Here is a 22023-nt window from a genome sequence, read left to right as displayed (position 1 = left end):
ATAAGGAGAAGGTTATGTTAAAGTTTATTTTATTACCATTTTTATTATTTAATTCTATATTTGCTTTTGAGATTAAAGATACACCAATAAATTTTGGAAAATTAAGAATTGAACTAACAAAAAGCTATATTAATGAACATTACGGTTTTAAGCCAAAAGATATAACAATTACTCCAAAGATTATCGTTATTCATTATACTGGTATTAATAGTTTTGAGAAGTCCTTAGAGAGATTCACACCTGCACTACTCTTAAGTGATAGACCTGACATTTCAGGAGCTGGTGTAGTTAATGTATCTGCACATTTTTTAGTAGATATAGATGGAACTATTCATCAACTAATGCCAGTTGATTACATGGCTAGACATGTTATAGGTTTAAATTATAGTTCAATCGGAATTGAAAATGTTGGTGGAGAAAACCATAAACAAAATCTTACTATTGAACAATTAATTTCAAATATAAAACTTGTAAAATATCTAAAAAAAGAGTTTAACACGATAGAATATGTAGTAGGTCATTATGAATATAGATGTTTTGAAGGCACTAAGTTATGGCTTGAGAATAATAATGCATATAGAACTAAAAAGAGAGATCCAGGAGAAAATTTTATGCGTGATTTAAAAGCAAATTTAAAAAACATAAAGTTTGCTCCTTGTGATTAAAGAGTAAATCATGAGACAAATAATCTTATTAATTTTTCTCTCTACTTTGTTATTATCAAAACCTATTGATAAGAAGTTTATTTTAGGTGGTGTAGAAGTCTTAAGAGGCACTAATGTAACTATAAATATTGAATTACCAAAACTTTATAACACGCCAACACAATTACCCATTCGAGTACTTCGTGGCAAAAAAGATGGCCCTGTAGTATTTATAAGTGCAGCTATACACGGTAATGAGCTTAATGGTATAGAAATTATTAGAAGATTTAGAAAACTTCCAATACTTAAAAATCTTAAAGGCACAATCATCTTAGTCCCAATAGTCAATATTTATGGAGTAATGAACTTATCAAGATATTTACCAGATAGAAGAGATCTAAATAGACATTTTCCTGGAAGTGAAAAAGGTTCTTTAGCTTCAAGAATAGCAGATATTTTTTTTAAAGAAATAGTTCAAAAATGTGACTTAGGTATAGACTTACACACAGCATCTATTCATAAATCTAATTTACCTCAAATTAGAACAAATGTGGATAATAAATATACGCTTAGACTTGCAAAAGCTTTTGAAGCACCAGTTATTCTTCACTCAGAAATTAGAGATGGTTCACTTCGTGCGGTAGCTCAAGAAAAAGGTGTACCGATTCTACTTTATGAAGCAGGTGAAGCTTTACGATTTGATGAACAAAGTATACGTATTGGTGTTAAGGGAATTGTTAATGTTCTTATTGCCAATGGAATGTTACCTAATGTGTTATCTAATAAGAGTAAAAAATTTCCAGTTATTGTGAGAGATAGTGCATGGTTACGAGCTACGGATAGTGGTATAATTAGAACTGTAAAAGCCTTAGGCGACACAGTACGAAAAGGTGAAATAATAGCTTATATCAACGAGCCATTAGATGATAATATCTATGAAATAGTTGCTCCATATGATGGTATTATCATAGGTAAGTCAGAAATGCCTCTTATTCAAGAGGGTGACGCTGTATTTCATATAGCAAATTTTAAAAAACTTGCAATTGCTAATAATAAAATACTTTACTTCTGTGAAGATGCCTTAGAAGATTGTGAATTTATAAATTATGATAATGAAGAAGCTATAGAATGATTATAAAATACATAGTGTTGCTGTTTATCGCTTTTAACTTGTATGCTCAAGATACTTTAGGAAGAATAGATAAATTTGATATGCCAAAATTAAATATATATAATGTCACAGCAAAAATAGATACCGGGGCAAAAACATCCTCAATCAATTGTGATGATATTACCCCTGTTGGTCACAACCAAGTTAGCTTTGTGGTTTTAGATGCTAATAATAAAAGATTGACAGATGGATATGTAACAAAAGATATTTCAAGAATATCAAAAGTTAAAAGTTCAAATGGAGTAGTGCAAACACGATATTTTATTAATACAAAAATAATAATATATGGCAAATCATACAATATGGAAGTATCACTTAGTTCAAGAAAAGAGATGCTTTATCCACTTCTAATTGGCAGAGAACTTCTAAATAAAGGTTTCATAATAGATGTAACAAAAGAATTTCTTTCATATAATGAAAAAAGAAAAACACAGGAGTAACTTTGCGAGCAATTATATTTATACTACTAATATCCCAATTAATCTTTTCAGAGGAAATTGATTTAAACAGTTCTACAAAATCAAAACAATCAGGAAATATTTGGGAAAATAAAAATGTTTGGGTTAAAACTTATGTAAATAATAAAAATTACTATACAATAATTAATAATATTGTAAAGATTGAACAAAAAATAAAAAAGAATAAAGAGAATACAAAAGTATTGGCGTCTCTTAATAGAAAACTTGAAATTTATAAATCTAGACTAAGACTCTATGAACAAAATAAAAGCTTTGAAGGTTTGTTGCTCACTTATAAATTTGATATGCCCAGGATAACAGCATATGATTATCTCTATAAAGATTCATTAAATAAATTAAATAAACAATTAAAAAAAATAATTAATACGAAAAATGATTTTAACAAGGCTCATTCACTATTGAGAAACTACTATAGCAAAAATCAGAATGGTGCTGTCTCGTTAGAAGATATAAAATATTTTGAAGAGTTTGTAGAAAATATAAATAAAACTTATCTAAACCTACTCGAGACAAAAGATGAACTAAACAAAAAGTATGATGATTATTACCAAGAAAAACTACAAAGACATATTATGACTTTTGTCACATTTATTTTGGTTTATCTTTTATACAGGCTTGTTCTATTGCTTTTTACAGCTTTAGAAAACAAATTAAATAAAGAAAATAATGGAGGATATAAAAAAATTATATCTCTAATATTTTATATATTAGTTTTTATATCATTGGTCATAAGATATATGGAAGATTTTATCTACATAATCACATTCTTAAGTGTTATTGCTGCAGCATTAACTATCGCATTACGTGAAGTTATTTTAAATATTGTAGCTTCTGTATATATCTTTTTTAGCAATATGATACGAGTTGGCGATAGAGTGATGGTTCAGTTTGAAACTAAACATACTATCGGTGATATATTGGATATTTCTCTTATGAAAATTAAGTTGAATGAAATTGAAGATTATAGTAACTTAAAAGAAGTAAAAAATGTTGGTAGAACAATCTACATACCAAATAGTTATGTTTTTACAAAAGTATTTTATAACTATTCTCGTAAAAAAAATGGTTTGATAAATGATTTAATAGAGTTTGAATTTGCTACAGATAACGATTTTGAAAATATAGAAAAAGTAACTCAAGAGTTATTGTCTAATCTAAATATTACTCATAAGATTACTTTTGCGTTAAATAATTTAAAAACTGGCGTTATAGGTCTTATATCTTACCAAACAAATTATAAACAAGCTTCAAAAATTCGTGGCGATATTTCAATCAAACTATTACAAGCATATAATTTAGATGAAAATATTAAGCTCAAAAGCTCAAAAGCACCTAAAAAATCTGTGAGTGAAGATAGTGAGTAAACTAGTAGAAGTAAATTAGATATAAGAAGTGGGTTTGTAGTGTATAGCCAACCAAAGAGTCTCTTCGTTTGGCTTAGTCCAAGAGACTCTGTGTTTTGTGTTTGCAGGTATGTTTAAATAGTCGCCTTCTTCTAGTCTTATATCATCAGAATTTTCAAACTCTAAAATAGCTTCGCCCTTAAGCACTATTACCCATTCATCACTTTTTTGATTGTACCATTCAACCTCTGTAGTTATATGACCTTTTGAGATGATTCGCTCTATTTTTACTCCCTCATTTGTCACAATATCTTCAAAGAGTTCTTCTTTTATCTGTGGTGGAATATTTGCAAATATATTGGTCTTTTTCATAAAAAATATGCACTCATATATCCAACGACCCGACTCTCATCTTCGCTAGCATCTGCACTTGTTCTGTAGTCAAGTATATGTGAAGTTAAAGAGAGTTTTTTGGCACTTATTATCATGGCTTCTACCCCTATCATCCCACAAGCTTCACATCCACTATGAAGTTTATCTGCATCTAGTTTCTCCACAGCTTCAAGACAGATATTGTCTAAGTTATTTGCATCTGCAAGATTATAAAAATGACTCAAATCTGTACTGATGACAACTCCACAATCATCCTGTGCTAAGACAAAATTTATGATATCTGAAATATCACGAGAGTCTGCTCTACTATAAACCAACTCCACTATTTGTGAATCTGGCATATAGTATTTTATAAAGGGAAACTGTACCTCCGTGCTATGTTCTTGATGTGCATCTACAAAACAAGATAGCAAAAATTTATCTTTTAGTTTTTTGGCTATATCTGCATCTGCATCTATATCCCCAAACGGTGTTTCATAAGAACTAAAGTCACAAAGACTAACTCCCTCAAAAGCTACTCTATGAGAAGGTCCTATGACTACAAACTTTTTCACTCCGCTTTTTTGCAAAATTTTATAAGCAATATTTGCGGTATATCCTGAGTAAACATAACCAGCGTGTGGAACTATCACAACTCTGCTTTTTATATCTGGTAGAGTAAAATCTTCTTTATAAATAGTGTTAAAATGCTCAAAATATCTCTCAAGCTCTACTGATCTTGCCGGATAAAAACTACCAGCTACGCTCATACTTCTTTTCATAATGTTTTCTCCTTTTAAAGGGCTTCAACTTTATCAAATCTCTCTTGGATATGCTCAACCGAATATCTATAAATAGTTGGATGCTCACTATATATGGACTCGCTTGCTCCAGCTTTCATACTTAAATGCTCTAAGAACTCTTTAGTAGTTGGTAACTGTTCCCAAACTTGTGGTAAAAAAGTACCTTGATACCCACCATGCTTTAAAATAAGTCCATCAACATTTGGTTGAATTTTTCTTTGTAAGTCCTCATAATCATCATACTCTAAAATCTCAGGCTCACTTAAAACCGACACTTCAAGATTTAGATATTTTAGTTCATCTTCACTCAAAGCATTAAACCGAGGGTCAGAAAAACCAGCTGCAATTGCATTGTGTATGACATCATCAATAAGTCTTCTGTGTGCAACTATTGAACCTATGCATCCACGTAAATCATCATCATACTTTAGAGTTACAAAGGCAGCACCATCTTTTGCCAAATCCGGATACTCTTTTAAAATACTCTCTTCATCTACAATTCTTCTTTCATCAAACTTACTAAGTATTGCACTCTTAGCTATTCGCAATAAAATCATATTTAACATAGTTAACACCTTAACGAATTATATCACAAAGAGCATCTTCGAATCTCTCAAACCTAAACTCGAAACCACTATCTAAAAGCTTTTTAGGGTAAACATCTTTTGAGTCAAGAATCACAGTTGATCCTTCTCCAAAGAGGAGTTTTATAGCAAACTCAGGAACAGCAAAAAAAGTTGGACGATGCAAAACTCGTCCTAGTATTTTGGTTTGTTCTATGTTTGAGAGAGTATGAGAAGTTGTGAAATTGATAGGACCTTTTAACTCAGGTGTTTTTACTATAAACTCAAAAGCGCGAACCAAGTCATCTATATGAATCCAAGAAATTATCTGATGTCCTTCACCCATTTTTCCCCCTACTCCCATTTTAAACGGTGGAAGCATCTTTTGCATCGCTCCACCTTCTTTGGCAAAGATAACTCCAAATCTAGCCTGAACAGTTCTGACACCATGCTCCTCTGCTCTCCTAGCTTCCGCTTCCCAGTCTTTACAGATATGTGAGAGATAATCATTCGCATATTCAGTTGAGTAGTCATCATGTTTAGCTTCAGAGTCATAGATACCAACCGCAGATGCTGATATGAAAAGTTTGGGTTTTTCACTGCATTGTGCTATGGCATCTACAAGTTTTCTTGTTGTATCTATTCTTGAGTTATAGAGTGTTTTTTTATAAGCCGTACTCCATCTAGCTAAGATAGTTGCACCGCTTAGATTTATCAAGACATCACACTTATTTATCTCTTTTTTTATTTCTTCTATTGTTGTATTTTCTCTGATTTTGACACCAGTTACATCATTTTTTGAAGATTCGAACATCTCTTGTAGTTTTGAGCCAACAAGTCCACTTTTTCCACAAATCACTATCTTCAACCTATATCCACTAGACATTTAAGCCTCCTTCTTTTCAATTTTTTGAAAAATTTTTATCATATTTTTACTTAACTTATCTATTTCTTCTATGGACTCTTGTAAATCATCTAAAGTATTGTTTTCATATTTCTCTATAATAACACTTGCTACATCATGCAGTGTGTGATGTAGTTTTTCAAGTTTTTCAAATGCAGGATGTTTTCCATACTCCTTTTTACCTTCTTCATATATCCACTCTCCCAGACGACACTCTTTGTAACTTAGTATAGGTAGTGTTTTACGCATATCTTTAAGGTACGAAAAAATATCATTTCTCCATGCTTTATGCTCTACAAGAGCGTACAAAAGAGGCATTTCATCAATAGAGATTGCAACAACTTCTGTCCACTCCTTATTTGGTTTATATTGTTTAACCCAATTTATAATATTTTCTGCGGGCATTGGACGAGCTATAATATATCCTTGAGCATTTTCACATCCAAGTTTAAGCAGCATCTTTCCATGTTCTATACTCTCAACTCCCTCAGCAATAACTTCGCGTCTAAATGCTTTTACTAGTCCAAGAACCCCATCTAAGATTGCTAAATCATCTACATCTTCTAACATACCACGCACAAAACTTTTATCTATTTTAAGCTCTTTTGCTGGAAGACGTTTAAGATATGTCAAAGACGAGTAACCTGTTCCAAAATCATCAAGCGAAAAAGAAACTCCAATATTTTTACACTCTTGCATAACTTGAGATACATGAACAATGTCCTCTAAAGCGCTGGTTTCAAGTATCTCAAGCATTACGTTCTTTGGATTTACATCTGGATTTTTCTGTAGCAGAATTTTTAATTTTTCTACAAAGTGAATATCTTGCAACTGCATAGCATCTACATTTATACTAACTGCTATATCTAAGCCTTTTTCTTTCCACTGTGATATCTGCTTTAATGCACTTTTTAACACCCAGCTTCCAAACTCAACAGATAAAGTATGACCCTCTATAACTGGTAAAAATGAACTAGGAAGAAGTAAGCCATGTTTTGGATGTTCCCATCTAATCAAAGCTTCAACCCCCAAAACTTGAGCCGTTTTCATATTTACTTTTGGCTGATAGTAAAGAGTAAACTCATCATTTAAGAGTGCTTTTTTTATTTCATCTAAACTCTCATGATATGTTCTAGTTTTTTTATCTTTTTGTGCGTCAAATAAGTAGTAACGATTTTTTCCTAAAAGCTTTGCTTGATACATTGCTTGATCAGATTGACGCAGTAACTGATCAGCATCTAAATCATCACCATTGTCAAAAAAAGTAACCCCTAAACTTGCAGTTACTTGCATCTGTGTACCATCGATTAATATTTCACGAGAACATGCATGTAGCAATCTTTTAATAGTTGCAAGACTCTCCTCATGAGATTTTAAATCAAGTAAAACTGCTACAAATTCATCTCCGCCCAAACGCGCTATTGTGTCTCCATCACGAAGAGTTGCTTTCATATTTTTAGCCATACTAGCTAAAAACTTATCTCCATAATCATGTCCATATGTGTCATTTATAAATTTAAAGCCATCAAGGTCTAAGTAAACAACTGCAATAGATAGATTGTGTCTATGTGTCTGTGCCAAGGCTTGTTGAATACGATCTGAGAGTAAAACACGATTTGGCAATCCTGTCAGAGCATCATAATGTGCAATATATTCTAAATGACGCTGTTGCTTTTGACGCTCTGTAATATCTTCTCCTGCACTAAGCGTACTGATAATTTTGCCATTATCATCACAAATGTAAGAGTTATGCCAAGCTATTAGCTTATGTTCCCCTGACTTTGTTTTAACACTGTTTTCAAAGTATTCTGTACCTTCTGTATTGTTCTTTAAAATTTTAAGAAAAACGGGATAAACTTTATTCTTTCTTTCTGCCTGTAATAAACATTTCTCAAACCAATTTTCACCTATAAGCTCATCCTGTGTATATCCTAGCAGTTCACACGCTTTACGATTTACTAAAAGAATTTTTCCATTAGTATCTAATGAGATAATCATAGCCTCTACCGTATCAAGATAAGTCTCAAAATAATCTCTCTCAAACTTAAGTTTCTTGTATAATTCTTGCTGTTGAGTAATATCGCGTGCTATGCCTAAGATACCCAAAAGTTTATTTTGAGCATCATACATGGGTACTTTGGTAGTTTGAAGCATCTCAGTGTGTCCATCACTTGCAAAAGAAACTTCTTTTTCATTAACGGAAATTTTTTTACTATTAATAGCCTTTTTATCATAAAAACGAAAAAAATCAGCAAGCTCTTTATCTACAAAATCATAATCACTTTTTCCAACTATCTCTTTTTCTTTAGCACCAAAAAAATCTTCAAAACGGGTATTACAGGCTAAGTAAATACCATCTGGATTTTTTAACCAAATCAAATCTGGAATAGTTTGTATAAGAGTTTTGAGAAAACTTTTCTCGTGCGAGAGTTCTGCTTCGGTTCTTTTTCTATCATCAATATTAGAGAGAAGTTTACTAAAAAGATTTAGAAGTTCTATTTCATTTTCACTAAAATAGTGTTTATTTTTTACGCTATCAAAGCCCACAAAACCTTTACAAATATCATCTTGCATTATAGGAATTGCAACTAAGCTTTGTATAGATTGAGAAACCAAGAGATTACGCAAAGCACTCTCTGGCAGTTCTAAAACATCTTGAACTAACACATTTTGACCCTTGCTATGCGCAGCGAACCATCCTGATATGTTCTTTATTGGAATATTTTTGAGTTTCTTTATTTGTGGAGTTATTCCATCCGAACACCACTCATAAGTATTGCTTACTGTCTTAGCTTGTATATCATAATTAAAAATATAAGAACGATCGGCATCTACAAAAGTAGACATTTTAGCAAGTGATTCTTCTATTGCAAAATCGAGCTGATCTAATGGAAGGTTAATAAACGAAGTTGAGAGATTTAAAAGAAGCTTTCTATACTCTTCTTGATAACTCATTTTACTCTCATAAACTCTATGTGTTTTTAACTCACGCATTAAGTTTAAGGTGTTACTAGAGAGTGCATTGTAAGTCGATAAAATAATATCAATCAATATACTGCTAGAACCACTCATTTTATCTTTTGCAACTACCTTTGCATCTTCAAGAGTATCTCCGTTTTGTAAAGCAATAATAATGTACGCCATGTGACGATCAGTATCTAGTATATGAGAGGCAAGCCATTTAGATAAAAAACTCAAAGCTTTATCTGCTAAATCAGCAACAGATTTTTTATGTTGTTCAGCTTTAAAACGCAGTACAGTTTCTAAAAAATTTTTATGTGTTTTTTGATGCTCATGAGTAAGTGAATTATAAGGAAGGTATTTGTTCCAAATTGCTTCTTCTTCTTTAAAATGATAACGTGTATAGTCTATAAGTTCATCAAAAACTGTATTTAAATTTTGTTTTTTTGACTTATATGCTGTATATGTTGCTAAACGATTTAGTATTTCAACTAGCTTACGATGCTGCTCATCTACCGTTTTGAGACCTAAATTGAAATGGTCATTCCAAGGAAAAATATCAATTGATTTCATATGTTCACTTTTAACATTAAAGATATATACACTATGATATCTAACAAAAATAAATAAAAACTTAGTTTAGGGCATTTAACTCTAGTAACACTGTATCTCTTCTTGTAACTTCAAACTTTTTACAAGCACTCTCAAAAGCACCGCTCTCACCTATGAGAATACATTTATGTTTTGCTCTTGTAATAGCTGTGTAGATTAACTTTGTGTTGTGCATAATAAAGTGTGAGAAAGTCATGGGAATAACTACTATATCATACTCCATACCTTGGACTTTATGAATGGTAAGAGCGTATGAGAGCATTAGATGCGACTTTATCTCTTCATACTCGTAAACTACTACTACGTCTTCATTCGGGTAGAATACGAACACTTGTTCATCATCCTCTTCTATCTTAAAAAGCAGCCCGCTCATACCGTTAAATATTCGTCTCTGGTTTGAGTCCTCACCCATCTTAAAACCATCCGCACTCCACGAAGTCATGTTCTCGTTTTTGGTGTGCACGACCTTATCCATCAGCCTAAATTCACTGCCGCCTTTTTTGACACACTTTTTAGGATTTGGATTGAAGTACTCTTGTAAAACTATATTGAGATTGTTTGAACCTAAAGTTCCACCCTTCATCGGAGTGATGACTTGAAAGTAATTTAGATACTCTTTTATCTGCTTGTTCTTCAGTCTGTATCTGGCTTTCTCAACAGACTCAACAACCTTGTGAACTATCTCTGTAACTATCGCTTGAGCATTGCCCTCTCGAAGTTCTTGTTGCTCCTGTGTTGAGAGCTGATTTTTTATGGCGTAATAGTTCTGGATGCTGATATCTATAAACTCAAAATCTTCATAAGTCTCTTTGTACGCAGGAACTATACCTTTACGAATATCATTAGCTATAAGAGTTATGGCTTGGTCTTCACTCTGTCTGTAAATCTTTGTAAGTTTAACAATCGGTGCTAACTCCAAAGTCAATACATCACTCAAAACATTTCCCGCACCAATTGGAGGAAGCTGTGCATCATCTCCAACTACGATAACAATAGCATCTCTATGAACTTTTGCCATAAGTCTTGCAAATAAAGAGGAGTTAATCATAGAAGCTTCATCTATCAAAACAACTCCAAAGGGAAAGTTGTCTCTATCTTCATACTTCACTAAAAGCGACTGTATAGTTGCACTCTCATAACCCGTAGTATCTGCTATGCGCTGAGATGCGATGCCACTTAAGGCACAAGTCATAATCTCTTTTTCTTCATATCTAGTGTTTAGAAGCTCAAGTATGGTTTTTGAAGTAGTACTCTTACCTGTTCCCGCGTAACCGACTAAAAAGAGTAGAGTAGCACCTTCGTTTATCTTTTGTACAGCTTCTTTTTGCTGCTCACCTAGTTTAAGCTCTTTAGTTTCCAAGAACTCATCTAAGTCTTTAACAAAGCCACCGCTATCTTTTTTAGCCCTTGTGGTAAAAGTGTCATACAGATATTTTTCTGAGTCATAAAGTCTAGCTGGAGAGACTCTGTCATTTTTCATAATAACTATACTTTGCTCACTAACTCTCTCAATAAGTGCTGCTTCATAAAGATGGTTTTTAGCGTTGAAGCTTAGAAGTTCATTTAGTCCTGAAAAGAGTAACTCCTTTGCAACACAGCTGTTTCCCTGTTGTTCGCAATAGTTCATAAGTACATAATCCATTGCAGAACTTATACGATTTTCATCTTCAGCAGTTACCCCCATTTTAAGAGCCAGCTCATCAGCTCTTTTAAAACCTATTGAGTTTATGGAAGTAAGAATATAAGGGTTCTCTTTTATCTTAGTACATGGCTCATCAACATCTTTCATAGCAGTTGCAATGGTAGTTAAGAGTGCCTGAGAGACATCAAAGGGACTTAAAAATTCACCGAGTTTTCTCATGGAGCGAAACTTCTTCCATGAAGTTTGAATCTTTTTTAAACGTTTCTCTTTAATACCCTTAAACTCAAGAAGTCTTTGTATGTCGTTATCTAAAATATCTATGAGTTTTTCACTTCCGAAGTGCTCAATAAGTTCAGCAGAGAGTTTTTTTGTAAAACCTTTTACGATTTTATTTAGAAAGAAAAAGAGTTGATTTTGATTTACTTTGATGGAGTCAAACTTAAAAGTTTTTCCGTACTTTTTATGTTCTTCCCAATAACCACTTAGAGTTATAGCAGAACTTTTTATATGCGAGACTTCACTCTCTAAATAAGTGCCGCTTATTTTCTCACCAGTTTTCAAAACTGCTATGAAAAAACCCTCATCTTCAAATAGAATACGGTCTATTTGACCGATGAGAGTTGTACTCAAAGTTACGCCTTTACTCTCTCAATTCTGTCAGCTTCTTGAGCCTTATAAAGCTCTGCACAACCACGTGAGAGTTCACGGATTTTAAGTATATAGTTTGCTCTCTCTGTTTGAGAGATGGCTTTTCTTGCATCCAGAATGTTAAACGTATTAGATGCCAGCATACATAAATCATAAGCGGGAAGAGGAAGTCCGACATCTAGCACTCTTAGGCACTCTTTAGCTTTTGCATCAAAATCTGCAAATAGCATCTCTGTATCCGCTACTTCAAAGTTGTATTTTGAGAACTGAATTTCACTCTCTTTATGTATATCTTTATATAATGTTTTATTTCCATCTTTATCAATATTCCAAACAATATCAAAAATATTATCAACACCTTGAAGATACATCGCAAGTCTCTCTGTTCCGTAAGTAATCTCAACAGCTACAGGGTTACACTCGATTCCTCCAACTTGTTGAAAGTAAGTAAATTGTGTCACTTCCATACCGTTTAACCAAACTTCCCAACCAAGACCCCAAGCACCAAGCGTTGGAGACTCCCAGTTATCTTCTACAAAACGGATATCGTGTTTAGACACATCAAGACCAAGGTATTCTAATGATTTTAGGTAAAGCTCTTGAATATTATCCGGAGATGGTTTTATAAGTGCTTGAAACTGATAGTAGCTTCCAAGTCTGTTAGGATTTTCTCCATACCTTCCGTCCGTCGGACGACGTGAAGGAGCCACATAAGCAACTGCCCAAGGCTGTGAATCTAGTGAGCGTAAAAAAGTAGCGGGGTGAAATGTTCCAGCCCCTGCTGGGATATCGTAGGGCTGAACTATATTACAGCCCTCTTTCATCCAAAATTCTTGTAGTTTTAGTAACATGGAGCTAAAAGTTATCATTACTTTCCTCTTTAAAAAATTCCGTAATTATAACTTTAGCTTACTTGTTTAATGATAAAAGCTACCAACGAGAAATTAATGCTAAATTCACCTTAGCATATTGTGGAAAATCTGTACCATTTACACTTGTAGTTTCAGGTGAAAGTTGAGCAGATAAGTCTAGTTGAAACCACTTAGGACCAAAACCTACACCTGCTGTGTAAATTAAACCCGCCTTATCATCATTATCAAGATTTTGCATAGCTCCACCACGTAGAGCAAACCATGAAGCAGGATGCCAATTAAGACCTCCACCAACCATTTGGCTATCTACCCCTGAGACAAATGTCTTGTTTTGTGTTAAGTCCATATCTGCTGCAAATTCTAATGATTCAAATATATTATAAGCAACCCCAACTCTAACCATTGGCTCAACACTATAAGTACTTCCATCTGCAAATTCAAAATCAGGAGAATTTAGATTTTTACCAACTATTGCTAGTGTTAAATCATTAGAAAAATATGGTTCGTAAGCTATACCAATATCAATACCAAAATTTGAAGTTGTCTTATCTTTTTTTTCACTACTATTCAAACTTCCAGAATTATCAATTTGTAATTTTTCTGAGTAAGTTGTAGCTTGCATATATTTTGCTGCACCACCTAGCATCAGGTTTCCAGCACTTAGTTCAAACTTGTGACCATAAGCAATAGGAACTTCAGCAAGAACAACGCCTGTTGCTTGTACATATGTTAAACCATTATTAACTGCATATTCTATGGAAGTTGATGTGTATGCAGTAGCATTACTTACAGCTTGTGTTCCATCATCATTTAACTCATAATATGTTCCAGGTGATGCACTATTTTCAAATATCAATTTATTATGTGCTTGGTCAACAACAGCTGTACCAACAATATCTGATGAAGCAAATACCCCTATACCAAAATTTTCAACTTGTACTGAAAAATATCCTTGAGGAGAAATTTCAATAGCATTTCCATTCATAGCTAAAACAATGTTTTTTCCACTAACTAGATTTGTTTGGTCCGCTGTAGTTAATGAAGCTGTATCATTACTAATTTTATTTACAGTGTCAATAAATCCACTATCATCTAAAGCCTTGAAAGAGGCACCTGCGCCATGGTCATATACAGAGGCACCAGCACCAAGTGATATCTCAACATCATAAGGCGTTTTAGCTAAAAGTGCTGGGTTGTTGTATGTAGCGGTAGATCCTGCCGAACTAGCAACTCCTGCCCCACCCATTGCTACAGACTTGTAGCCTAATGTTTGAAACTGCATCGCACTAACAGAAGTAACACAAAGAACTGCCGCAACAGCCAAAGATAGTTTTGTTTTCATATTGATTCCTCGTATAAAAAATTAACATAAAGTATATTGTCTATTAGATTAGAGGAGTATTAAACCATTTTACAGACAATATCTCCAACTGTTTTGTTTAAGGAGTTTGCGACTACATCACATTTTACTTTGAGTAAAAAACAGATATCTTTACGATGAGACGGACTCAGACACTCATAATTTCCCATACCCTTGGATATAACCAAATCTACACTATCGAAAAGCTTCTTTGAGTAAGAATTTGCGCGACCATATACAAAGCCCGGAGTATTAACACCACTGTCAACAAGTTCACAAAGCTCATCAAACCCAGCCTCTTTTGCTTCTTTCATAGTTACATCATTTATGATTGGATTTCCTCTAACCATATATGAGTATTTTACATCTGGGAATAACTCTTGTAGAGTCTCAATAAACAGATAGTCAAAAATATGCTCACCTACGTTATCTCCTATAAGTAAAACAGTTTTCGCAGTTAATAATTTCTCCTGCAACAAATCAAAATCATTATGTGCAAACTCAGTATCAAATACTTTTAAGAGTTCCTCTGCTAAATCAAACTCTACAGCGGCAGCAAGATCTATTACATTTCCTGCTACTGCAATCTTTGTAGCCGTTAAAAGTTTGTTATCTGTAGATAGGAGCTTTTCTTTTAAAAGAGGTACAAAAGAGAGTGCTTTTTTGCTTGAGAGTGCTTTAACCTCATCATAAAGGTCTGTTTTGTTGGCAATCTCTGCCATTTTTTCATAAACATAAGAGGCGATTTCTGGGGGATTATCATCAAATGAGAAATCTAAACTCATCTCTTTGACAGTAGAAGTAATCTCGTTTTTTAGAGTTTCAGACGCATGAATTGCATCTGCAACTTTAACACTTTGGTTTATTATACAAGTAACACAAGCTTCATCTATTGTCATAAAGTATATTTAGTTAGTAGTGTGGTCATCGATAGCTTTATTCCACATAAGTTTGTACTTTCTTCTCATAAACTCAACCTCTTGTTGAGAAAGTTTTAGTTGTTCTTGAAGTGTGTGGATTGTTTTTCTGTCTTCGTCATATAGTTCTTGAAGAGATCCTAAAGCTTCTCTTAAAAACTCATTTTCATTTTTTATAGAGACTATTGTCTCATCTTTGGCATCTAGGACTTTTTCATGAAGGTTGATGATAGTACCGATTGTTTTTTCAACAAACTCAGGTTGCACCAGCATCTCTTTAGTGTTATGAGCAGATAGTTCTTTGAGTTGAGCTGGAACTACTTCGTGTGAACCTTTAGACGGGTCAATCATTCTTACTCCATCTTCTACTTTTACAGTCAGTTTTCCTCGATCGCATAAATCGTCAATCGCATTTATATCTAAGCCTGTAAGCTCCATATACTCTTCATCACTCATCCACTTCATAGCTATTCCTTTAATTTATTTCATAAATTCAAGGGAATCTTTGCATTTTGCCTATAAATGATAAGAGAACAAGTCCTTTTATCTACGCTAATGCTTAGTTTCCCTCGGCGGGAAGCCCACGACACATTTGTGTCGTTTAGAATTTATTGTATCTAGCTGATTATAGTCTCTATTTCTAAAGAGTCCATCTCAACCTTTTTAGCTTTAGCAATACGATCCTCTTTTAATTTTATAGATAACTCTTCGTTGTCAAGTGCTAATATCTGCATAGCTAAGTAAGCAGAGTTAATAGCTCCAGCTTTTCCTATAGCAACAGTAGCAACTGGCATTCCAGCCGGCATCTGAACAGTTGAAAGAAGTGCATCAATTCCAGAAAGGGCAGAAGCACTCATAGGTACACCAATGATAGGTTTAACAGTTTTAGAAGACAAAACGCCGGCTAAATGAGCAGCCATACCTGCAGCAGCAATAAAAACTTGAGCGCCTTTTGCTTCAGCATCTTTAATATATGTTGCAGTTCTCTCTGGTGAACGGTGTGCAGAAGAGATAATCATCTCATAATTAACGCCAAAAGCCTCAAATGTGTCTGAACAAGATTTCATTACCTCATAATCACTTTTAGAGCCCATTACTATTGAAACAAATTTCATTTTTTTCCTTATATATATTATTTGTGGAATTATACATTAATTTTTATTTCTTTGGATATGTTCCCATATCAGGATGTGCTGGAATTCTAAAAAATGTGTATGATGGAAATTTTGTAGGCAGGGTTATAGGATTTACATTTCCACTATGAACCTCTTCCCAATTTTTTCCATTTTGAGCTTTTAACTGTTTTAATTTTAAAAATATTTTACCATCGCGTTCATAAGTTGTACCAATCTCATTATCTACTATCTCTATCTTGCTTCCAAGTGGAGCAACGACTTCAAGCTCATCATTGGGCAAAGTTTTATACTTACATAAAAAGTGAGTTCCATCTTCATTGACCTGTCCCGTCACCTGATGAGTTCCTAACTGCATTGTAAAGTCCAGGCTTTGTGTATCATGCTTTTCAAAAGGACGAGAAACTAGATAAGCATCTGTATATCCACGATTTTGCAAAGATTGTAACTCATACTGATACCTATCAGGATTCACATCATCACCATAGTAGTCGTCAATAGCCATTCTGTAAGCTTTAGCAGTTGTAGCAGCGTAATAGGATGTTTTTGTGCGACCCTCTATTTTTACAGAGTCAACCACACCACTATCAAGTATCTCTTTTATATGTGAAGCAAGGTTTAGATCTTTTGCATTCATAATGTAAGTTCCAACACCCTCATCTTCTTCAAGCCTAAAGAGCGTTCCAGTTTCAGGATTTGCAGCATACATTTCATAAGGAAACCTGCAATCATTCGCGCAACTTCCACGATTCGGCACACGTCCACTTTGAAGTGTAGAGATAAGACATCTTCCACTATATGCAAAACACATAGAACCATGTACAAATACTTCCAACTCTAAATCCGGAAGTTCTGTTTTTATAGCTATAAGATCTTTTAGTGAAATTTCACGTGCAGTTATTATTCTCACAGCTCCCATGTCATAAAAAACTTTTGCATCTAAAACATTCATAACATTTGCTTGGGTTGATAGATGCAGAGGAATCTGTGGAGCTAACTCGTGAGCTAATTTTAAAACACCTGGAGTAGCAACGATAAAAGCATCTGGCTTCAGCTCTGCCATCGCTAAAATATGTTTTTTTAAAAGTGAGAGTTGAGAGTTAAATGGAAAACCGTTTATAGTTGCATAAACCTTTTTACCACGAGCATGAGCGTAGTCTATACCCTCTTTAAACTCCTCCATACTAAACTCTTTACCTGAGCGGATTCGAAGAGAAAAATGACTTACTCCGCCATAAACAGCGTCTGCTCCAAAATCAAGTGCAATTTTTAATTTCTCTAAAGTCCCTGCCGGAGATAGTAGTTCTACTTTGCGCATTAGTTTCCAAACTGTGCTAATAAGGCTTCAATATCATCTGTAGATGCTAAATCATTGTGTGTATCACCAGCGATATGTTGAGCAGATGATACTCTTTTTTCATCTTCTATCTTACCTTCAAAAAGAGTACTCATGTATTTAGAGAGTGCACGCATTACATTTATAACTCTCTCTATTTTTTGACGATGAATATCTTGATATTGCATAATATCCATAACGCTCATAATAGAATCACCACTATTTTGTAGTGCTTCTAAAGTTTGATTCATATCTTCTTGTGCTGCTTCATTTTTTTCTAACTGGGTCTTAAAAGCCTCAACATCAGGAAACTTTTCACTAAGCTTGCTAAAGAGTTCAACATTTGAAGTTATTACCTCCAAAGCATTTTGAGCGTTTGATTCTTTTTCCATCAAATCATTACTAATAGCCTCAATAATGTCAAAAATCTCACTAGCTTTTTCTTCACCCTCTTTTGTTACATCATCTAACTGATGTACCATTTTATTTTCATCTGTAGCAGGTAGAGGCCAATGGTGCGAAGTATCATCACTATAGCCGAGAGGAAGAGCTGTTTCTTCTAAATCATCTGAAGATGCAGGTTCTTCTTCAATTTCTTCTAAGTTCACTTCTTCAAATCCATCAATATCTTCGATTTCCCCATTCATCATAGCATCTAGTTCTTCTTGAGTCATTTTAATTCCCTAGCCAAATTTATTTATTGTCACTATAATAGCATAAAAACCTATAAGTTTTATTTTAGAGGTAGCAAAATGATAGTCGATTTACACAACCATACTCCACTTTGTAATCATGCGGAGGGAGAAATATTTGAGTATGTTGAAAAAGCAATAGAATCTGGTACAAAATATTTTGGATTTTCAGACCATGCACCTATGGATTTTGATACAAAATATCGCATGAAATTTACTCAGATGCAAGAGTATGAAAGAGCAGTTTTAGATGCAAAAGAAAAGTACAAAGACCAGATAGAAATACTACTCGCTTATGAGGTTGATTTTCTTGCAGGTCATATGGACAAAAGAGTTTTAAATGCAGATGTTGACTACCTTATTGGCTCTGTTCACTTCATAGATGAGTGGGGCTTTGACAATCCAGAATTTATAGGTCATTATAAGAATGAAGACATCGATGAAATCTGGCAAAAATACTTTAACGCCATAGAAGATATGGCCAATAGCGGACACTTTGATATTGTTGGGCACCTTGATCTTATAAAGGTCTTTAAATATATGCCAAAAAAAGATATAAATTTGATAGCAAAAAATGCTCTAAAAGCTATCAAAAAAGCGGATATGGTTTTAGAGTTAAATGTAGCAGGATATAGAAAACCTGTGGCAGAGGCTTATCCATCTTTTTCACTGTTAAAAGAAGCTTTTGAGCTTGATATTCCAATTACCTTTAGCTCAGATGCACACAAGCCTGAACAAGTTTCTATGTTTAATAATGAGATAACTAAGATGGCAAAAGATGCAGGCTATACTGAGTGTGCCATTTTTAGAAAAAGAAAAAGAGAGATGATAAATTTCGCTTAAGTAGGACTAACCTGCTATAATAATAAAAATATTACTCTTTAGAATACTATTATCAATAGTTTAAGGTGCTTTGTTGAATTTAAAAAAAACAGAACTTACAATATTAAAGTATAATCGAATTAGCTCGGTATTAATAATTTTTCTCACACTTTTTGTTGTATTTGTATCTTTTTACATTAACGGAAAAAGTGATATTGTTTCACAAATAGAGTTTGATAAGAAAAATCACCTTCAATACCATAATAAACTAAATAAAAATACTTTAAGAGTTGCTATTAGCTTCATCGAAAAATCAATAAAAGAAGGCAAGCAAAACTCAGTTGATATATCCTTAGTGAAAAAAAATATTTTAGAGTCTCTTAAAGCAGTAAAATTAGGAGATAAAGACAGTGATTATATCTTTGTTATGGAGATTGAAAACCTAAATGGTGGGAAAAATTTTGCCAAAAAAATTCTTTTTCCTATCTCTTCAGAAGTAAATGGTAACTATATTTCTGATGATAAACAAGACTCAAAAGGCAGATTTTATAGAAAAGACTACCTAGAGCAAATAAGAAATAGTGGTGAAGCTGTAGTAAGATACTCATACATAAAAGAAAATGGTGATAATAAAGAGGTTGATAAATTATCTTATTTAGTTTATTTACCTAGTTTAAAGTGGATTATTGGAACAGGCACATATCTTGATCAGCTTGAGGCAATTACAAAAAAAGATCTTCAACAGTTCAATGATATATTTAAAAGAGAACTACTTAACACAATTATACTTTTTATACTTTTAGGCACAATTTCTTTTCTAATTGCAGTATTTTTTGGAAAAAAATATAAACAAATATTTTTAGAATATTCTATAGAATCTAATAAAAATAAAAATCTTTTAGAACAATACAAAAGTACTGTTGATAGAAGCTTTATTGTTTCAAAAACAGATGCTGCAGGAATAATTACATATGCAAACGACGAATTTTGCAGAGTTAGTGGCTATACCTTGGATGAACTTGTAGGTAAACCTCATAACATTGTCCGTCATCCTGATAATCCTCAATCATTATATAAAGAGCTCTGGGAAACCATTAAAGAAGAAAAAAAGTATTGGACTGGAAACATTAAAAATATCAGCAAGGATGGAAAAGCGTACTACGTTCAATCCGTGATAAATCCAATTTTAGACCAAAATGAAAATGTAATAGAGTATATTGGAATCAGAACTGATATTACACAGCAAGAAGAGATAAAACAGTATTTTGAAGAACAAATGCATTTATCAAATAAACAATTTAGTTCTGCCCTAAATCTGGCCAAAGAGTACGAAAGAGCGATAAACGAAAGTACTATTCTTATAAGAACTGATTTAAAAGGGAAACTACTACATGTTAATGACAAATTTATTGAGATAACAGGTTTTAGTGAGAATGAACTATTAGAAAAAGGTTTTACTCTTATAAGACATAAAGAAAATCCTAAAGAAGTTTTTAAAAATATGTGGGAAACTATTCAGGCTGGAAAAATATGGAAAGGTGTATTAAGAAATAAAAATAAAAACAACCAAACATATTGGATAGAGTCCACAATAGTACCTATTATAGATGAAAATGGAAAAATTATAGAGTATATGTCAATCAGTAATGACCTGACTGATATGTTTAATCTACATGCAGAGATTGAAGAGACACAAAGAGATATAATTTATAAAATGGGTGAGATTGGTGAAACAAGAAGTAAAGAGACAGGTAACCATGTTAAGAGAGTTGCTAAATATTCCAAGGTGCTTGCAAATTTATATGGACTAAATAAAGAGCAGACCGATATACTTTTTTCAGCATCTCCAATGCATGATATTGGAAAAGTCGGTATACCAGATAATATACTTTCAAAACCAGGAAAGCTTACTGAAGATGAATTTACCATTATGAAAACTCACTCTAAACTAGGCTATAACATATTAAAAAACTCAAATAGAGAAGTTTTACAAGCAGCAGCAGTTGTCTCTTATGAGCACCATGAAAAGTGGGATGGTACAGGATACCCAAGAGGATTAGAAGGAGAAGACATTCATATTTACGGACGTATTACAGCAGTAGCTGATGTCTTTGATGCACTTGGAAGTGATAGATGCTATAAAAAAGCATGGGATTTGGAAGATATCTATATCCTACTAGAAAAGGAAAAGGGCAAACACTTTGATCCTAAGCTAATTGAACTCTTCTTAAATAATAAAGATAAGTTTTTAGAGATACGAGAAAAACATAAAGATTAACTATAAAATATCTCAACTCTCTGTATTTACTAACCACATCGAAAAAATATCTAAATAGTCCCAGAAGCTTTGAATGTATTCTTCTGTAATACCCTCATCAACAAGAGCTTCTAACAACTGAGCATAAAGAGCCAACCAAGATTTACGACTTGCTTCATCTATGCGAAAAGGTGCGTGCCTTCCAACCATTCTAGGCTCACCTCTACTTTGCTCGAAATATCTAGGTCCACCAGATATCTGTATGAGAAAGTCAAAAGCGTGCTGCTTTGCATCATCAAAATCTTCTTCATCATGTACAGGAAAAAGAAATGCTATATCGCTATCTTTTATTAAATCATAATGGTCAAAAACCAACTTTTTAAATCTTTCTTCACCAACTTCATGCAAAAATCCAGGATGTGGTTTAGTTACAGGAGGTCTTACACCAATTTGCCCATCACTTATTGTTAATTTCATTCAAATCCTTTAATA

At 33.3% G+C, this 22023-nt stretch carries 20 protein-coding genes; 6 read left to right on the top strand and 14 right to left on the bottom strand.

What is annotated here, in order from left to right:
• Positions 1-14: 14 nt before the first annotated feature.
• Genes ACLHDE_RS01865 through ACLHDE_RS01850 form a run of 4 tightly spaced genes read left to right on the top strand, consistent with a single transcriptional unit; the run spans position 15 to position 3658 of the window.
• Positions 15-665 (top strand): N-acetylmuramoyl-L-alanine amidase, encoded by a 651-nt coding sequence (locus tag ACLHDE_RS01865; protein WP_415397464.1) that lies wholly within the window; start codon positions 15-17, stop codon positions 663-665.
• Positions 666-675: 10 nt separating this feature from the next.
• Complete coding sequence (locus ACLHDE_RS01860) at positions 676-1776, top strand: succinylglutamate desuccinylase/aspartoacylase family protein (protein WP_415397463.1); 1101 nt, start codon at positions 676-678, stop codon at positions 1774-1776.
• Positions 1773-2255: an ATP-dependent zinc protease gene (locus ACLHDE_RS01855; protein WP_415397462.1), complete on the top strand. Its 483-nt coding sequence runs from the start codon at positions 1773-1775 to the stop codon at positions 2253-2255. Before ACLHDE_RS01860 ends, ACLHDE_RS01855 begins: the two co-directional genes overlap by 4 nt.
• 2 nt (positions 2256-2257) lie before the next feature.
• Positions 2258-3658, top strand: coding sequence for a mechanosensitive ion channel family protein (locus ACLHDE_RS01850; protein WP_415397461.1), 1401 nt, complete (start codon positions 2258-2260; stop codon positions 3656-3658).
• Between the two features lie 15 nt (positions 3659-3673).
• On the opposite strand, the gene ACLHDE_RS01845 is transcribed toward ACLHDE_RS01850, so the two are convergent.
• The 13 genes from ACLHDE_RS01845 to ACLHDE_RS01785 form a co-directional block, all read right to left on the bottom strand.
• Entirely contained in the window at positions 3674-4009 is a 336-nt protein-coding gene (locus tag ACLHDE_RS01845; protein WP_415397460.1) for a cupin domain-containing protein, read from the bottom strand.
• The gene (gene amrB / locus ACLHDE_RS01840) at positions 4006-4791 is read right to left on the bottom strand and encodes an AmmeMemoRadiSam system protein B (RefSeq protein WP_415397459.1); all 786 of its coding nucleotides are present in this window, start codon (positions 4789-4791) and stop codon (positions 4006-4008) included. The genes ACLHDE_RS01845 and amrB overlap by 4 nt, the downstream gene beginning before the upstream one ends.
• Before the next feature lie 14 nt (positions 4792-4805).
• Positions 4806-5378 carry an AmmeMemoRadiSam system protein A gene (gene amrA, locus ACLHDE_RS01835; protein WP_415397458.1) on the bottom strand — a complete coding sequence of 191 codons (573 nt, stop codon included), beginning with the start codon at positions 5376-5378 and terminating at the stop codon, positions 4806-4808.
• Positions 5379-5388: 10 nt separating this feature from the next.
• Positions 5389-6261 carry a TIGR01777 family oxidoreductase gene (locus ACLHDE_RS01830; RefSeq protein ID WP_415397457.1) on the bottom strand — a complete coding sequence of 291 codons (873 nt, stop codon included), beginning with the start codon at positions 6259-6261 and terminating at the stop codon, positions 5389-5391.
• On the bottom strand, positions 6262-9813 hold the full coding sequence (locus ACLHDE_RS01825) for a bacteriohemerythrin (RefSeq protein ID WP_415397456.1): 3552 nt from the start codon (positions 9811-9813) through the stop codon (positions 6262-6264). It abuts the gene before it with no gap.
• A 61-nt stretch (positions 9814-9874) separates the two neighbouring features.
• Positions 9875-12124 carry an AAA family ATPase gene (locus ACLHDE_RS01820; protein ID WP_415397455.1) on the bottom strand — a complete coding sequence of 750 codons (2250 nt, stop codon included), beginning with the start codon at positions 12122-12124 and terminating at the stop codon, positions 9875-9877.
• A gap of 2 nt (positions 12125-12126) precedes the next feature.
• Positions 12127-13011 carry a glycine--tRNA ligase subunit alpha gene (glyQ, locus tag ACLHDE_RS01815; RefSeq protein WP_415397454.1) on the bottom strand — a complete coding sequence of 295 codons (885 nt, stop codon included), beginning with the start codon at positions 13009-13011 and terminating at the stop codon, positions 12127-12129.
• Positions 13012-13072: 61 nt separating this feature from the next.
• Positions 13073-14356, bottom strand: a complete 1284-nt coding sequence (traF, locus tag ACLHDE_RS01810; protein WP_415397453.1) for a conjugal transfer protein TraF — start codon at positions 14354-14356, stop codon at positions 13073-13075.
• 59 nt (positions 14357-14415) lie between these two features.
• Positions 14416-15273 (bottom strand): damage-control phosphatase ARMT1 family protein, encoded by an 858-nt coding sequence (locus ACLHDE_RS01805; RefSeq protein WP_415397452.1) that lies wholly within the window; start codon positions 15271-15273, stop codon positions 14416-14418.
• 9 nt (positions 15274-15282) lie between these two features.
• On the bottom strand, positions 15283-15756 hold the full coding sequence (locus tag ACLHDE_RS01800) for a DUF3972 domain-containing protein (protein WP_415397451.1): 474 nt from the start codon (positions 15754-15756) through the stop codon (positions 15283-15285).
• Positions 15757-15908: 152 nt separating this feature from the next.
• Positions 15909-16406 carry a 5-(carboxyamino)imidazole ribonucleotide mutase gene (purE, locus tag ACLHDE_RS01795; RefSeq protein ID WP_415397450.1) on the bottom strand — a complete coding sequence of 166 codons (498 nt, stop codon included), beginning with the start codon at positions 16404-16406 and terminating at the stop codon, positions 15909-15911.
• Positions 16407-16449: 43 nt separating this feature from the next.
• Entirely contained in the window at positions 16450-17742 is a 1293-nt protein-coding gene (locus ACLHDE_RS01790) for a peptidase U32 family protein (protein WP_415397449.1), read from the bottom strand.
• Complete coding sequence (locus tag ACLHDE_RS01785) at positions 17742-18434, bottom strand: chemotaxis protein (protein ID WP_415397448.1); 693 nt, start codon at positions 18432-18434, stop codon at positions 17742-17744. The genes ACLHDE_RS01790 and ACLHDE_RS01785 overlap by 1 nt, the downstream gene beginning before the upstream one ends.
• 78 nt (positions 18435-18512) lie before the next feature.
• Between ACLHDE_RS01785 and ACLHDE_RS01780 the strand changes: the two genes are divergently transcribed.
• Positions 18513-19295 carry a histidinol-phosphatase gene (locus ACLHDE_RS01780; RefSeq protein WP_415397447.1) on the top strand — a complete coding sequence of 261 codons (783 nt, stop codon included), beginning with the start codon at positions 18513-18515 and terminating at the stop codon, positions 19293-19295.
• Positions 19296-19368: 73 nt separating this feature from the next.
• The gene (locus tag ACLHDE_RS01775; RefSeq protein ID WP_415397446.1) at positions 19369-21552 is read left to right on the top strand and encodes a PAS domain-containing protein; all 2184 of its coding nucleotides are present in this window, start codon (positions 19369-19371) and stop codon (positions 21550-21552) included.
• A gap of 12 nt (positions 21553-21564) precedes the next feature.
• On the opposite strand, the gene ACLHDE_RS01770 is transcribed toward ACLHDE_RS01775, so the two are convergent.
• Positions 21565-22008, bottom strand: coding sequence for a globin (locus ACLHDE_RS01770; protein WP_415397445.1), 444 nt, complete (start codon positions 22006-22008; stop codon positions 21565-21567).
• Positions 22009-22023: the final 15 nt, after the last annotated feature.

Origin of the sequence: Sulfurimonas iocasae (genome assembly GCF_047716755.1) — a bacterium.
Lineage (GTDB): Bacteria > Campylobacterota > Campylobacteria > Campylobacterales > Sulfurimonadaceae > Sulfurimonas.
The sequence above is the reverse complement of the archived record's forward strand: the minus strand, read 5'-3'. Positions and strand labels throughout refer to the sequence as shown.

What these genes read in the sequence shown, in the direction of transcription:
- ACLHDE_RS01865 (WP_415397464.1), top strand. Translation starts at nt 15, where the DNA reads ATGTTAAAGTTTATTTTATTACCATTTTTATTATTTAATTCTATATTT.
- ACLHDE_RS01860 (WP_415397463.1), top strand. Translation starts at nt 676, where the DNA reads ATGAGACAAATAATCTTATTAATTTTTCTCTCTACTTTGTTATTATCA.
- ACLHDE_RS01855 (WP_415397462.1), top strand. Translation starts at nt 1,773, where the DNA reads ATGATTATAAAATACATAGTGTTGCTGTTTATCGCTTTTAACTTGTAT.
- ACLHDE_RS01845 (WP_415397460.1), bottom strand. Translation starts at nt 4,009, where the DNA reads ATGAAAAAGACCAATATATTTGCAAATATTCCACCACAGATAAAAGAA.
- amrB (WP_415397459.1), bottom strand. Translation starts at nt 4,791, where the DNA reads ATGAAAAGAAGTATGAGCGTAGCTGGTAGTTTTTATCCGGCAAGATCA.
- amrA (WP_415397458.1), bottom strand. Translation starts at nt 5,378, where the DNA reads ATGTTAAATATGATTTTATTGCGAATAGCTAAGAGTGCAATACTTAGT.
- ACLHDE_RS01830 (WP_415397457.1), bottom strand. Translation starts at nt 6,261, where the DNA reads ATGTCTAGTGGATATAGGTTGAAGATAGTGATTTGTGGAAAAAGTGGA.
- ACLHDE_RS01825 (WP_415397456.1), bottom strand. Translation starts at nt 9,813, where the DNA reads ATGAAATCAATTGATATTTTTCCTTGGAATGACCATTTCAATTTAGGT.
- glyQ (WP_415397454.1), bottom strand. Translation starts at nt 13,011, where the DNA reads ATGATAACTTTTAGCTCCATGTTACTAAAACTACAAGAATTTTGGATG.
- traF (WP_415397453.1), bottom strand. Translation starts at nt 14,356, where the DNA reads ATGAAAACAAAACTATCTTTGGCTGTTGCGGCAGTTCTTTGTGTTACT.
- ACLHDE_RS01805 (WP_415397452.1), bottom strand. Translation starts at nt 15,273, where the DNA reads ATGACAATAGATGAAGCTTGTGTTACTTGTATAATAAACCAAAGTGTT.
- ACLHDE_RS01800 (WP_415397451.1), bottom strand. Translation starts at nt 15,756, where the DNA reads ATGAAGTGGATGAGTGATGAAGAGTATATGGAGCTTACAGGCTTAGAT.
- purE (WP_415397450.1), bottom strand. Translation starts at nt 16,406, where the DNA reads ATGAAATTTGTTTCAATAGTAATGGGCTCTAAAAGTGATTATGAGGTA.
- ACLHDE_RS01790 (WP_415397449.1), bottom strand. Translation starts at nt 17,742, where the DNA reads ATGCGCAAAGTAGAACTACTATCTCCGGCAGGGACTTTAGAGAAATTA.
- ACLHDE_RS01785 (WP_415397448.1), bottom strand. Translation starts at nt 18,434, where the DNA reads ATGACTCAAGAAGAACTAGATGCTATGATGAATGGGGAAATCGAAGAT.
- ACLHDE_RS01780 (WP_415397447.1), top strand. Translation starts at nt 18,513, where the DNA reads ATGATAGTCGATTTACACAACCATACTCCACTTTGTAATCATGCGGAG.
- ACLHDE_RS01770 (WP_415397445.1), bottom strand. Translation starts at nt 22,008, where the DNA reads ATGAAATTAACAATAAGTGATGGGCAAATTGGTGTAAGACCTCCTGTA.